The organism is Methylotuvimicrobium sp. (assembly GCF_050611805.1).
Lineage (GTDB): Bacteria > Pseudomonadota > Gammaproteobacteria > Methylococcales > Methylomonadaceae > Methylotuvimicrobium.
The window spans coordinates 140,489-153,738 of sequence record NZ_JBNGHF010000003.1 but is presented as its reverse complement, the minus strand read 5'-3'; the positions used below and the strand labels follow the sequence as shown (position 1 = coordinate 153,738).

The 13,250-nt window shown below is 47.0% G+C and carries 11 protein-coding genes; 4 read left to right on the top strand and 7 right to left on the bottom strand.

Annotation, left to right across the window (positions count from 1 at the left end; all coding sequences use genetic code 11):
- Window positions 1-741: 741 nt before the first annotated feature.
- From gltA to ACRJJO_RS02940, 4 genes are all read right to left on the bottom strand, one after another.
- Window positions 742-2,040, bottom strand: coding sequence for a citrate synthase (gltA, locus tag ACRJJO_RS02955; RefSeq protein WP_404360705.1), 1,299 nt, complete (start codon window positions 2,038-2,040; stop codon window positions 742-744).
- A 552-nt stretch (window positions 2,041-2,592) separates the two neighbouring features.
- Window positions 2,593-3,243 carry a bifunctional 4-hydroxy-2-oxoglutarate aldolase/2-dehydro-3-deoxy-phosphogluconate aldolase gene (locus ACRJJO_RS02950; RefSeq protein WP_431064448.1) on the bottom strand — a complete coding sequence of 217 codons (651 nt, stop codon included), beginning with the start codon at window positions 3,241-3,243 and terminating at the stop codon, window positions 2,593-2,595.
- A gap of 55 nt (window positions 3,244-3,298) precedes the next feature.
- The gene (edd, locus tag ACRJJO_RS02945) at window positions 3,299-5,119 is read right to left on the bottom strand and encodes a phosphogluconate dehydratase (RefSeq protein ID WP_431064447.1); all 1,821 of its coding nucleotides are present in this window, start codon (window positions 5,117-5,119) and stop codon (window positions 3,299-3,301) included.
- 68 nt (window positions 5,120-5,187) lie between these two features.
- Entirely contained in the window at window positions 5,188-5,319 is a 132-nt protein-coding gene (locus ACRJJO_RS02940; RefSeq protein WP_431064446.1) for a hypothetical protein, read from the bottom strand.
- 358 nt (window positions 5,320-5,677) lie between these two features.
- On the opposite strand from ACRJJO_RS02940, the gene purE reads away from it, so the two are divergent.
- From purE to ACRJJO_RS02925, 3 genes are all read left to right on the top strand, one after another.
- Entirely contained in the window at window positions 5,678-6,172 is a 495-nt protein-coding gene (purE, locus tag ACRJJO_RS02935) for a 5-(carboxyamino)imidazole ribonucleotide mutase (RefSeq protein WP_431064445.1), read from the top strand.
- The gene (locus tag ACRJJO_RS02930; RefSeq protein WP_431064444.1) at window positions 6,172-7,266 is read left to right on the top strand and encodes a 5-(carboxyamino)imidazole ribonucleotide synthase; all 1,095 of its coding nucleotides are present in this window, start codon (window positions 6,172-6,174) and stop codon (window positions 7,264-7,266) included. The genes purE and ACRJJO_RS02930 overlap by 1 nt, the downstream gene beginning before the upstream one ends.
- 82 nt (window positions 7,267-7,348) lie before the next feature.
- A complete protein-coding gene (locus ACRJJO_RS02925) occupies window positions 7,349-8,104 on the top strand; it encodes a peptidase (RefSeq protein WP_431064443.1) in 756 nt (251 codons plus the stop codon).
- 537 nt (window positions 8,105-8,641) lie between these two features.
- Here the strand turns inward: ACRJJO_RS02925 and ACRJJO_RS02920 are convergent.
- From ACRJJO_RS02920 to ACRJJO_RS02910, 3 genes are all read right to left on the bottom strand, one after another.
- On the bottom strand, window positions 8,642-9,877 hold the full coding sequence (locus ACRJJO_RS02920; RefSeq protein ID WP_431064442.1) for a hypothetical protein: 1,236 nt from the start codon (window positions 9,875-9,877) through the stop codon (window positions 8,642-8,644).
- Window positions 9,878-10,059: 182 nt separating this feature from the next.
- Window positions 10,060-10,938: an OmpA/MotB family protein gene (locus tag ACRJJO_RS02915; protein ID WP_431064441.1), complete on the bottom strand. Its 879-nt coding sequence runs from the start codon at window positions 10,936-10,938 to the stop codon at window positions 10,060-10,062.
- Window positions 10,931-11,758, bottom strand: a complete 828-nt coding sequence (locus ACRJJO_RS02910) for a motility protein A (protein WP_431064440.1) — start codon at window positions 11,756-11,758, stop codon at window positions 10,931-10,933. Before ACRJJO_RS02910 ends, ACRJJO_RS02915 begins: the two co-directional genes overlap by 8 nt.
- Window positions 11,759-12,593: 835 nt before the next feature.
- Between ACRJJO_RS02910 and ACRJJO_RS02905 the strand changes: the two genes are divergently transcribed.
- Window positions 12,594-13,235 (top strand): response regulator, encoded by a 642-nt coding sequence (locus ACRJJO_RS02905; protein ID WP_341328509.1) that lies wholly within the window; start codon window positions 12,594-12,596, stop codon window positions 13,233-13,235.
- The last annotated feature ends 15 nt before the right edge of the window (window positions 13,236-13,250 follow it).

Below are 13,250 nucleotides of genomic sequence, written 5' to 3'. Positions count from 1 at the left end.
TCTTGGGCGGTAAATGTCAACGTAGTTGTCGCATAAGTTAAAAAGAACGGACGTGTCGGTATTTTTCACCGCATTATCGGTCTGTTTCTCAGGGTTAAAACAAAATCCCGCCAGCCAATCTCAGCTTCGGGTGTTATGACACCAGCGCTCCGGTTTTTTGAGTCTTAGCGGCGGAGGATGTGGCAGAGAAACGGAAGCCCGTCGCATTGTTTGAGCGCAGGTAGAGTTGTGGTAACGCAGCCATTAACTAAATCCGCGAATTATTACAATGGCGATCGTGCCGTTAAATGATTAGCAAGTTTCTTCAGCTAAAGCCCAAAGATCAGCATATCTCTAGCCGGACGGGGTTCGCAAGCCATGCTCGTCAAGCTAAAACGGCCAACCCACATCACGCTCTTTCCCAAGCTCCAGTTCTCATCGTTATACATAAGTCAGAAATTACCGTTTTGCAATCTTAGCTAATGAGGCCTCGATACAATTTATTGTCAGTTAACACTCTCGGATCTCCCTCATCTAACGCTAGGTGACCCTCGTAGGGTACGCTGTGCGTACCATGGTAACCCCGCGATGTTCATGTGCCAACCGAGCCGCCAGGGCACGGCTTTGGTACGCGCAGCGTACCCTACAATTTATGTATCACGATGAGAGCTGGAGCTTGGGTAACAGCATAACTTGCTTTAAATGCAGGAGTCTGAATAGCTACTTCCATGATGGGTTTCGTTCCTCTCTACCCATCCTACATTAACGCGCGCTGATTGAAACAACATCGCGCTGTGTGTGACCTTTGTATAGTTGGCGCGGACGCCCGATTTTTTGTTCGTCGTCGGAAATCATTTCATCCCAGTGAGCAATCCAGCCGATTGAGCGCGCCATCGCGAAAATGGCCGTGAACATTACTGTCGGGATGCCCAGTGCTCTCATTACGATGCCGGAATAAAAATCGACATTCGGATAGAGTTTTTTCTCGATGAAGTATTCGTCTTCCAAAGCGATACGTTCCAGTTCCAATGCCAACTTGAATAATGGATCGTCATGGAGTCCGAGTTCGTTAAGCACTTCATGGCAGGTTTCGCGCATGAGCTTGGCGCGCGGGTCGTAGTTTTTATAAACCCGATGCCCGAAGCCCATTAATCTAAACGGATCGTTTTTATCTTTGGCTTTGTCGATGAATTCGCCGATTCTCGAAACATCGCCGATTTCGAGCAGCATTCTGAGTACCGCCTCGTTAGCGCCTCCGTGAGCGGCTCCCCACAGACAAGCAATGCCGGAGGTGATGCACGCATAAGGATTGGCGCCGGAAGAGCCGGCTAGTCTGACCGTGGAGGTTGATGCATTTTGTTCATGATCGGCGTGCAGAATCAAAATTCTGTCCATTGCTCTGACTAAAACGGGGTTTTGTACATAGTCTTCGCAAGGTGTCGCATGCATCATATACATGAAGTTTTCGACATAACCCAGTTTGTTTTGCGGGTACATGAACGGCATGCCGCTACTATATTTGTGGCTCATCGCAACGATCGTCGGCATTTTGGCGATGAGGCGGATGGCGGACAAGTTTCGGTCTATCGGACATCGAATGTCCAGTTCATGGTGATAAAACGCGGATAGCGCGCCGACAACGGCCACAATGGTCGCCATCGGATGGGCGTCGCGGCGGAATCCCTTATAAAAGTCGGTCAGTTGATCATGTACCATTGTGTGATAAGTGATGTCATTGACAAACTCTTGCATTTGCCGTCCATTCGGCAATTCATCATGCAATAATAAGTAGCAAACCTCCATGAAATCGCATTTTTCGGCGAGTTGTTCGATAGGGTAGCCTCGATAAAGAAGAATTCCCTTGTCGCCGTCGATGAATGTGATTTTAGAGCTGCAACTAGCGGTGGATGTGAAGCCCGGGTCGTATGTGAATACGCCGGTATCTCGGTAGAGCGTTCGGATATCGATCACGTCGGGACCGATAGTACCTTGTAGAACAGGTAGTTCGCATGAAATCCGATCGTCCTCATTTCGTATCGTTACTTGGTTGTGGTTTGTCATGGTATTACCTTTCTGTTAAGTATTCGTGATATCACGGCCTGTTAAATTTATAGCCATTAACGCGCGGGAGTGCAGTTGTCAACAATTATAATGCAATGGCACAAACGTAAGACCCTACGTATTTCTTTATTAATGTCGGAAATCAAAATACCGATTATAAAGAAAGTTTCCATAAACTATTTCGTGGTTGTGCAATCGTAGCTATTCAGTCCCCCGGCAATTAGCGTTCCAACGCTCTGCGTCACTGCCATTAAGTTAAGGATTTTTCCGTTCGCCCTGAGCCTGTCGAAGGGTGAATGGAAAAATCCTGGGTCGATAAGTTAAGCCGTCCATGGTTCGACAGGCTCACCACGAACGGCTTAACTTAATGGCAGTGACGCTCTGCGTGGGAACGCCTGAGTACCGCTCCAGCGGTACGAGACGCTAGAGCGTCTCGGTCTTCATTCCCACGCCGGAGCGTGGGAACGATAGGGGGTGTGAATAATTACGTGCAATCAGTTATCGTATTCCGCCAAGCTGCATGTTCAAAAAATAAATAGGCCTTGCAGTGCATTATTTTTTTACGGCATTCTCGATTGCGGTTTTAGCTAATTCGGTAATTCTGGGCCAGTCTTTGGCTGCGACGGCATCATCCGGTGCTAACCAGGATCCGCCAACACAGGCAACATTCGGTAAGCTTAGAAACTCATTATAGTTACTCGCCGATATTCCTCCGGTTGGGCAGAATGTTACTGAAGGAATGGGGCCGGCAATGCCTTTCAACATGCTGACGCCTCCTGCGGCGGCGGCAGGGAAGAATTTAAAGTGATCCAGGCCGTATTCCATGCCTAGCATTAGTTCGGAAATGGTCGATATGCCGGGAATCAATGCGATTCCGCTTTGTGTGGTGGCTTTCAGCAATGTCGGTGTGAGCCCTGGGCTGATCGCAAATACCGCGCCGGCATCTTCGGCTGCCCGCAATTGTTCCGGATTTGTCACTGTGCCTACGCCAACGATGGCATCCTTGACTTGTTCGCTGATGAGCCTGATGGCATCGAGCGCAATCGGTGTGCGTAACGTGATTTCAAGAACATTGATGCCGCCCTCGGTCAATGCTTTCGCCAGAGGCACGGCGTCCTCGAGATTTTTGATGACCATGACGGGCATGACGGGACCCGCATTCAGCACTGCGGAGGGTTGAAGTTTCCAATTGTTCTGTGTCATTTAAATTGAGTTTCCGATAAATTTATTGTGTGTTGTCAATCGATTGACAAAGCGGTTAGTCGTTGAGAAACACGTTGGTTGCCCCGGTTTCTGCCGAAGAGGCATTCAAGCGGAAGCCTGCAAACAATTCACGGCCCATGCCGTGATGGTGGTCTTTGGCGTGGTTTGCCGCCGGGCGGCGCGCATTGAACTCGGCATTGTCGACCAATACATTGATTTCGCCGGTTTGTGCATTTAAACGAATCATATCACCATTACGAACTTTTGCTAGCGGGCCGCCGTCCTCGCATTCCGGACACATATGAATCGCCGAGGGAACTTTGCCTGAGGCACCGGACATGCGTCCGTCTGTCACCAGAGCTACTTTGAACCCTTTGTCTTGTAATAAACCCAGTGGCGGAGTCAGTTTATGCAGTTCCGGCATGCCGTTGGATTTCGGTCCTTGGAATCGTATGACCGCAATAAAATCCTTTTCCAGTTCGCCGCGCTTGAAGGCATCCATTAGGTCATCTTGATCATCGAAGACAATGGCCGGTGCTTCGACGATTTGATGTTCTTCTTTCACTGCGGAAACTTTTGAAATGCCGCGTCCTAGATTACCGTGCATGACATGTAAGCCACCGCTCTTGGCAAAAGGTTTTTCCACGGTAGACAATACTTCGGGATCAAGGGAGGCAGCCGGGGAAGGCTCCCAAGTTAATTGGCCGTCGATGAGTTTGGGCTCCTGAGTATAATGTTGCATACCCCGTTCGTCGGCGACAGTGATGATGTCTTCGTGCAACAAGCCGTTGCGTAATAGCTCGCCGATCAACACACCCATACCGCCGGCTGCTTGGAAATGATTCACATCGGCAGGGCCGTTCGGATAGATTTTGGCGATTAACGGCACTACTTTCGATAGATTATCGAAATCGTCCCAATTGATCACGATGCCCGCCGAGCGTGCGATGGCTACTAAATGCATCGTGTGGTTAGTAGAACCGCCGGTGGCGAGCAGGCCGACGATGGCATTGACGATGGCTTTTTCGTCGATGACATGGCCGATGGGGCGGAAATCGTTGCCCAGTGCCGTGAATTTCAGTGCCTGCTTAGTAGCCGCTTTAGTCAGTTCGTCACGTAGCGGCGTGTAAGGATTAATGAATGAACTTCCGGGAAGATGCAGGCCCATGATTTCAACCATCATTTGGTTGCTGTTCGCGGTACCGTAAAAAGTGCAAGTGCCGGGGCCGTGGTAGGCTTTCGATTCGGATTCAAGCAGTTCCTTGCGCCCGATTTTGCCTTCGGCGTATTTTTGGCGGGTGCGTGCTTTTTCTTTGTTGGTAATGCCGCTGGTCATCGGGCCGGCCGGCACGAATACGGCAGGCAGATGACCGAAGCTCAATGCGCCTATTAATAAGCCGGGTACGATTTTATCGCAAACGCCCAAATATAGGGCGGCGTCGAACATGTTGTGGCTTAAGCTAATTGCGGTCGACATCGCTATGACGTCACGGCTGAACAATGAAAGCTCCATGCCGGGTTGGCCTTGCGTGACGCCGTCGCACATTGCAGGAACGCCTCCGGCAAATTGCGCGACGCCGCCGGCTTCTTTCGCTGCATCTTTGATTAGAGTAGGAAAATCTTTATAAGGCTCGTGGGCCGATAGCATGTCGTTATATGCGGATACGATTGCGATATTGGCTTTTTGGTCGCCGGCTAGGTCTGCTTTTTCCGTAGCGGCACAAGCGGCGAAGCCATGCGCGAGATTGCCGCAGCCAAGCACCGAGCGATGAGGGCCTTTTTTGACCGCCGAATCAATTCTAGCTAAATATAAGGCGCGGCTTTCACGGCTGCGTTCGATAATCTCTTCGGTAACTGAATTAAGAATAGGATGCATTTTATCTTCCTGCTGTTGGAGGTCGCGTATGAATCGCCAATTATCTCAACGATGATAAAGTGTCTTTATCACTTCGCTCGAAAGGTGACTGCCGTTAAGTTATCGTGTCTTGGGAATGGCGTCGGTTCGGCCTGGGAGGTATCGGTAACTTTGCCGGATAAGACTAAGTCGCGTTGTTTTAAAGTTTTTTGCGATTGCATAGGCGATAAGGTAAAAGTGTTATTTAGCAGAAGGCGATTGAGTTATTGTTCTATCACTTTAAGCAAATATTGGGCCGGTAGAATTATTTTGTAAGCCTTTGTTTTTCATGTGTTCTTGTTTTGCGCTCGCTTGTGTCCAAATCATTGGGAGGGCGAATTTAGGCTGCAATTATACATCTAAACCGGTGCTTGCACCAAAATAGCCAAAAATCGTCCAGTCGTGCGTATCGGATGGTGTAGGTAGGGAACCAGGAATTGGGTTAGCATCAATGACAGATTTTAAACTTTATCGATGTCGGGTACAATTGCCGGCCTTTGTTGATCCGGTATCGGAAATGGTGCTTAGAGGAAATCATAAATGACTGTTTTAGTTGGAATCATTATGGGGTCGACTTCCGATTGGGAGACGATGCAATTTGCGGCCGAGAAGCTGGAGCAATTCGGTATTGCTCATGAAGTTGAAGTCGTCTCCGCGCATCGAACGCCGGATAAATTATTTGCTTATGCCGATGCTGCGGAAAGCAGAGGTTTAGAAGTGATCATTGCCGGCGCCGGCGGGGCAGCTCATTTGCCGGGCATGGTCGCGGCAAAGACGGCGGTTCCAGTATTGGGCGTGCCGATTCAATCCAAAGCGCTCAACGGCATGGATTCTTTATTGTCGATTGTGCAAATGCCGGCCGGTATTCCGGTCGGAACATTGGCGATCGGTAAGGCGGGAGCGATCAATGCGGCGTTGCTGGCGGCGGCAATAGTCGGTAATAAATATCCCGAATACCGGGAAGCTGTGCACCATTTTAGGCAGAAACAGACTGATGCAGTGCTGGCAAATGCCAATCCAAGGAGTGTCGAATAATGATGATTGGTATCTTGGGTGGTGGACAGTTGGCAAGAATGCTGGCTTTGGCGGGAAAACCCTTAGGCTTGCAATTCATGTTTTTGGATCCGGCGGACGAGGCTTGTGCAGGCGAATTAGGCGAGCATTTGCAAGGTGACTATACGGATCGCACTCTATTGACGCAAATGGCCGAACGTTGCGATGTAGTGACTTACGAATTCGAAAACGTTCCGGTCGATATTATCGATTTTATTGCTGAAAAAACGCCTGTTTACCCATCGGCTAAGGCCTTGGCGGTAGGCCAGGACCGCTTGACCGAAAAGAATTTTTTTCGAGAGCTGGGTATTGCGGCCGCACCTTATTATGCTGTCGATAGTTTTGAGCGCTTGCAAGAAGTTATGCCGGAAATTGGTTGGCCGGCGATTTTGAAGACTCGAAGATTTGGCTATGACGGGAAAGGTCAAGCCATTTCCCGTTCCTCGGCCGATTTACAGGAAGCTTGGCGGGAACTGGAAGGTTCGCCGGTCATTGTCGAAGGTTTCGTGCCGTTTCGCCGAGAGGTTTCTATCATCGCCGCGCGCAATGTTTCAGGAGCTATCGTTTATTATCCATTATCGGAAAATCAGCATCGAGGCGGTATTCTTCGTTTGGCCAAGAGTTGCGATAACGATCCGTTGCAATCCCAAGCGGAGTCGATGATAGCAAGATTGTTGGAAGCCTTGAATTATGTTGGCGTACTGGCGCTAGAATTGTTCGATCTCGACGGGCATCTAGTCGCTAACGAATTTGCACCGCGCGTACATAATTCGGGTCATTGGACGATCGAAGGCTCCGAAACCAGCCAATTTGAAAATCATTTGAGAGCGATACTCGATCAGCCCTTGGGAAGCACCAAGACACGCGGTTTTGCCGCAATGCAAAATTTTATCGGCGGCGTGCCGAATCTGAAAGAGGTGTTGGCCTTGTCTGAAGTTCACATGCATTTGTATAACAAGACGCCAAGAAAAGGCCGTAAAGTCGCTCATGCCACAATCAGATCGGATACTCCGGAAGCTTTATCCGGGCGGATAGCGGCGTTGGCAAAGCTGGCCGAGCAGACCGACGATTCTTGAATGCAGGCTTCCGGTATCCGTTTCTGGACCCCGTCCTTATTTATAGGATAGACTGACCGGATTATTTTTTCAGATCTTGATTATGACTTACTGTATCGCCGCTTCACTCAATGAAGGTCTCGTTTTGGTGTCCGATTCAAGGACCAATGCCGGGATCGATAATGTCAGCACTTATGGGAAAATGCATGCGTTCGATACGAATGCCGATCGCAAAATCGTTTTGTTGAGCGCGGGCAATTTAGCCACGACGCAAGCTGTTTTAGAACAGTTGAAGCGCGATAAGCTCAAGGATGCGAAGCTTAATATCAATTCGGTGGACTATTTGTCGGATGCGGCCAATTACCTCGGTCAAGTCAGTCTCGATAAACAAAAACAGCATCTCGATACCGAAGGGCAATCGGCGTTCAATCCGTCCGCAACGTTTATCATTGCCGGTCAAATCGGTCATGAGCCGCCAGGGGCTTATATGGTCTATGCCGAGGGCAACAGTATCACGACTTCTCCGCATACTCCATTCCTGCAAATCGGCGAAATTAAATACGGTAAGCCGGTGTTGGATCGTTTTTTGAAGCTCGAGACACCATTGGACGAAGCCGCGCGCTGCTGCTTGGTTTCGATGGATTCGACGATACGCAGTAATGCTAGTGTCGGACCCCCGGTCGAAATGTTGATTTATCGTAAGGATAGTTTCCGTCTGGATGAGTATTATTGTTTCGAGGCTGAAAACCCTTATATGGTTAATCTAAGAAAAAGCTGGGAAAGCACGTTGCGTGATGCCTTTGCGAAGTTGCCGCCCTTAATGCCGCAGTACGCTAAGCCATTGGAGCCCGATCTTTAAGTCGTAATTATTCATGCCTCTATCGTTCTCATCCTCCAGAGCTCGCCGTTATACACAAGTAACGTCATGCGTATTGGTAAACGCTTATCGTAATTTCGGTGAGCTCTGTTGTTTAATAAGCTACAGAACAGTGCACATACGGGCTTCGATAAAAAACCATGGTTATCAGCATTAATGGCTCCGATAGTCGCGACGAAGGCGTCGCTCCCACAGAGAGCGGCAGACGCTATGTGGGAGCGATCCCCTGATCGTCCCTCACCTAACGCTAGGTGATGGAAAGTCGAGAGTGTTAAGTGACAATAAATGGTATCGAGGTCTCATTGACTAAGTTTGCAAAAGGGTAATTTTTGACTTATACCTTTCGTATTTCAAATTTCGGCGATGCATCCATGGCACTGGATTCCGTCAATTCCTGGCGGAATTGCGGGTTTTTCTGCGGGAAAGGTTGTTTAACCAGTCCCTAACGTTTTTATTCTTAGACTGTTTTTCGATCAAAAAAGAGTAGTGCCAGGTTGCAAACCGTTTTGCCACGGGCGCTTATCGCCACCGTCGTCCTAAGGGTCTTGCTACTGCCGCTTCCCACCAATTTAATTCGCGTACGATCGAATTTTGACAGTTTTCATAACCGCTGTATTCGATGCCTTTAAATATCTCTTTTTGTAACCAAGCATAGGCTTCCGGTGATTCGCTTTTCAATCGCTGCGGAATCAAAATATACTGACTAAGTAGTTCTGCAAGTTTTTCATTGATTTTGCCGTTATAACGGCCGTCATTGACTTCCCATAGAAATTCAAAGGCGTCGAACCAGCGCGATGGCCATAACGCCAAATCAGCATCCTTGATCATATGCATATAGACGATATCGGTCGAGAGTTTGCGATACCAAAAGAAAAAATATAGCGATTCATGTCCGTCCCAAAAATGAAAGTTGTCGATCACATGAGCCAGTTCATGCACGATCAGCGGAATTCTGAAATCTACTAGATATTTCAGCCCGATATCCTTATAAAACTGACCCTCTTTGGCTTTATCGAAATTCTTGATCGTGAAAACAATGCGATTAGTGCCGCTGTACACCTGAGCGACGACTTGGTTAATAAAACCGACGCCTGGAATGATAGTTAGGGGGTGTGTGTCGTCGGCCCAAACTTGGCTTTCGGTGTCGTCCGGAAATGCATCAAGGATCAATCGCTGCGTTTTTTCCGGGATTTTAGCGTTAATGAATACGTTATCGAGATCCCTGATCGGCTTAGCTTTGACGATAAAGTCGCGCATGAACGGCGGAATCTTTCTTAGGCCTTTTTCAAATGCATATAAATGATCGGCTTCAAAACGCGGCAGGCGGTAATGGTTGCTATGCTTGATCGCGGTTTTGGTGTCGTAAAACAGCGCTAAAACGCGAAGCGCATTTTCTTTATCATCCCAATAACCTTCGAGAATACATAACTCGTCCTGGTTTTGATTGCGGCAATGTTTCTTGATTTGCTTTAGGTCGTCGAGGTGATCGGGGTGGGTGTGGCGGGTTAGGAAAGCGACTGCGGCTTGCCGGAGTCCTGGATTATTGTTTTCGTAATGATGAATGATTTCATTAAGTCGCTCGATAGGTAAATAGCCGGATTCGCTTGTGGTGCATAATAATTCGGAGTCTTGGGAAAGCGTGAAGAAGCGGTTTTGGAAAAGGCCGCTAAAAAATTGCTCTTGCGCCGATGCCTGTAGGTGCATGGCGGTCAGCAGAATGAGCCCCATAATTCTTAAATTCGGCAGTTTAATCATGAGGCACTTGAGGTCTTTCAATCGCTTGTCCTAAAGTTTTGAATAACTTTTTAGGGGAAAAAAATGATTTGCATACGCAGAACAAGCCATTGGATTAACTTTTTATTCTTCATGGTTGTTATGGTGAAATGCCTTTTCAAGGTTGATGTTTCAGAGCTCGTAATAGCAATGCTTTGATAAAATCATGGAGAGGTTTGTTCCTTAATCTTAATCAAAATATTCACGCGTCGATTCTTTTCCCTGCCTTCAGGTGTATCGTTGTCGGCAATCGGTTGCGTGTCTGCGTAAGTCACTGCGCGCATTCGAGTGCTCTCAAGGCCTTGTGTTGTCAAGTAGTGCAAAACACTTGTGGCTCTAGCGGCACCTAATTCCCAGTTTGACGGAAATTGAACGGTTTTGATCGGACGATTATCGGTATGACCTTCAATGAAAATCAATCCGACAGCCTGTTGTAACAGAGGTACTAGATCGTCTAGTAAATGTTTGCCCGGGTCGGTCAAGTTGGCTTGCGACGACTCGAATAAAATGTTGTCTTGGATTTCCAGTTGTGCATAATCCTCCGTTACCTTGATCGCTACCGACTTATCCAATCCCATTTGTTCGAGTTTTTCCGATAATTTTGATTCTAGTGTTTCCTGTGGCGTTGTTTCCGGACCGGGTATTAAAAAAGTTTCTTCCAGTTCAATATCGGGCGTTATTTTGTCGCTAACAATCGGTTCCTCAGGTTTTTCAATTGGGGGTATGGGAGGCCCTATAAATGGTGCGGCAGTCGGCTCGGGCTTCGTTTCGATAGCCGGAGGCGGTTTTTTGATAATCCGTTCGGCTTTGGGTAAGGCCGGTTTTGTTTTTTTAACCGGTTGCGGAGTGGCAATCAATGCCTTGGGTTCTGTTTCGACAGAAAAATCGCTAAGCGCTATGAGCGTAATGATGAACATTAGAATCAATACGAATACGTCGAGATAGCTGATGAGCCAGTTTTGATTTCCCGGCTTATGGCTGTCTTCCATCAATTCCTCAAATGTTTGCGAAGACTGCAGTTTGAAAAAAGGGTCTTTATTCATCGATTTTCAGTTCATTATCATAATGAGCAATAAATGATTTGAGCGTTTCCCTTACAAAAGAAGGGCTGCGATTGTCGGCGATTAAAGTGATGCCCTCCATGACCATGCTCATAATCATGACGCGATGTTCGGTGCGTCTTTCTAGTTTGATTGCGATCGGGGTAAAAACCAGATTGGCTAGTATCAAACCGTAAAATGTCGTGATTAGAGAAACCCCCATGTTGAAGGTAATAGCGCCAATATCCCTCATGTCGATGATTTGCAGCATATTAATCAAGCCGATCAACGTGCCCAGCATGCCGAAGGCCGGTGCAAAGGTTGCCATGCTGTGAAAAATATTGGCTTCCGCTTTTTCCTTGGCTTTCAGTCGAGCGATTCGCCATTTCAATAACGACAAAATATCATCGACAGGCGTTTGATCGACAACCAATTGAAAGCCGGTTTTCAGATAAGGGTTATTGATCGTATCGATAATGTTTTCAATGGCCGTGAAGTTTCGAGTGAACCACATTTTCGAAACATTAATGATCTCATCGGCTTCATGTTGAGGGTTTAGGCTTTCGTAAAGAAAAATCAGTTTGACCGATTTTAATCCATTAATGATATCTCTTAAGGGGTAGCTCAACAGTACCGAAGCAATCGTGCCGACAACGACAATAAAGAGTCCAGTCCAATTCATGAATGATTTGGAATCATTGGCAGCATAAAGACCGATAAATAAGCACAACACTATGCCGCATAAAAAGCCTAGAGCAGTCGAGTAATTTAATTTCTTTTTAGTATTCTGAAAAGTGTGGTTTAGCAAGTTGCTTTTTTTCATCGGCTTATTTTAGGCAATGCTATGCAAATGGTTTAAGGAAAAAAGGGACTTTGCGGAATGTTGAATTAAACATTCGAAGCTATTTAACGTCTCTGGTCGGTTTGGCTTCAGTATTGATTATAAATCAACGCCCTCCATAAGTTAGGGAAGTTATTTGCGAACAAGTGCTTATGCTGAATAATGACAAACATTCGCTCATTGTAACTATTCAGTCCCCTGGCAATAATCGTTCCCACGCTCTGCGCTCATCGTTATACATAAGTCAAAAATTACCCTTTTGCCATCTTAACCAATGAGACCTCGATACCATTTATTGTCACTTAACATTAGCGGATCACCTAACGCTAGACGAACCGCGTAGGGTACGCTGTGCGTACCATGGTAACCCCGCGATATTCATGTGCCAACCGAACCGCCAGGGCACGGCTTTGGTACGCGCAGCGTACCCTACAATTTATGTATAACGATGAGCGCTCGGCGTGGGAATGCTTGAGTACCGCTCATTAGGTTATGAAATTTTGGCAGCGCTTGGTTAGGAAATATTCCTTTAGATAGGGAGGTGAATTATCTAAGCAATCAGTAAAGACAATTGTCATGTGAATTGAAATATAATATCGATTTTGGCACACTAGAGTAAAAAATAAATCGGGTAATTATTTTTTACATGTCTATCGAACGAGCCAAGGTAAAATCAGGGGTTCGATCCTATTGATTTTATATTGCTTTTAACGTAAGTATTCAGCCCCCCTGAATTTCCCTTTTTCAAAGAGGGGAGCAAAGTTCTAGTTTTTTTTAATGCAGGGGCTGAATAATTACCTTTTAACGAATTATTAATATGATAAAAGTTTTGCTTGTTGATGATCATGAAATTGTTCGTTCCGGTGTTGAAGCGCTTTTAAATAAAGCCGGTGATATTCAGGTTGTGGCGGTGGCAAAAACCGGTGAGGAGAGCGTCGAGGCGGTGACAGAGTTGCACCCCGATGTGGTGGTCATGGATATCAGCATGCCGGGCATTGGCGGCGTTGAAGCTTGTCGGCGAATTCTGCAAGATAATCCGGATATGAAGATTATTGTGCTGTCTGTTTGTAACGACGGGCCGATACCTCTGCAGCTTTTGAAAATGGGGGTGTTAGGCTTTATTTCCAAAAGTTCGCCGGTCGATGAAATGGTCGCCGCGATTCGAAAAATTATGGCCGGGCAGCGCTATTTGTGCGCGGAGGTAGCCAACAATTTAGCATTCATGAAGTTGCCCGGTAATGATTCTCCTTTCTCAAAGCTTTCCCAAAGGGAGTCGGAAGTGGTTTCGTTAATCCTACAAGGCAAAACGATAAAAGAAATGTCGGGTATGCTGACGCTTAGCGATAAAACGATTAACACTTATCGATATCGGCTTTACGATAAATTAAAAGTGAAGAACGATGTCGAATTAACGCGGCTTGCCATCAAATTCGATTATATCGATTCCGCATCGATTTAAGCGATACGGAATCAT

Coding starts and splice junctions, on each gene's coding strand:
- purE (WP_431064445.1), top strand. CDS start 5,678: ATGACTGTTTTAGTTGGAATCATTATGGGGTCGACTTCCGATTGGGAG.
- ACRJJO_RS02905 (WP_341328509.1), top strand. CDS start 12,594: ATGATAAAAGTTTTGCTTGTTGATGATCATGAAATTGTTCGTTCCGGT.
- edd (WP_431064447.1), bottom strand. CDS start 5,119: ATGCATCCTATTCTTAATTCAGTTACCGAAGAGATTATCGAACGCAGC.
- ACRJJO_RS02925 (WP_431064443.1), top strand. CDS start 7,349: ATGACTTACTGTATCGCCGCTTCACTCAATGAAGGTCTCGTTTTGGTG.
- ACRJJO_RS02950 (WP_431064448.1), bottom strand. CDS start 3,243: ATGACACAGAACAATTGGAAACTTCAACCCTCCGCAGTGCTGAATGCG.
- ACRJJO_RS02910 (WP_431064440.1), bottom strand. CDS start 11,758: ATGAAAAAAAGCAACTTGCTAAACCACACTTTTCAGAATACTAAAAAG.
- ACRJJO_RS02920 (WP_431064442.1), bottom strand. CDS start 9,877: ATGATTAAACTGCCGAATTTAAGAATTATGGGGCTCATTCTGCTGACC.
- ACRJJO_RS02940 (WP_431064446.1), bottom strand. CDS start 5,319: ATGCAATCGCAAAAAACTTTAAAACAACGCGACTTAGTCTTATCCGGC.
- ACRJJO_RS02915 (WP_431064441.1), bottom strand. CDS start 10,938: ATGAATAAAGACCCTTTTTTCAAACTGCAGTCTTCGCAAACATTTGAG.
- gltA (WP_404360705.1), bottom strand. CDS start 2,040: ATGACAAACCACAACCAAGTAACGATACGAAATGAGGACGATCGGATT.
- ACRJJO_RS02930 (WP_431064444.1), top strand. CDS start 6,172: ATGATGATTGGTATCTTGGGTGGTGGACAGTTGGCAAGAATGCTGGCT.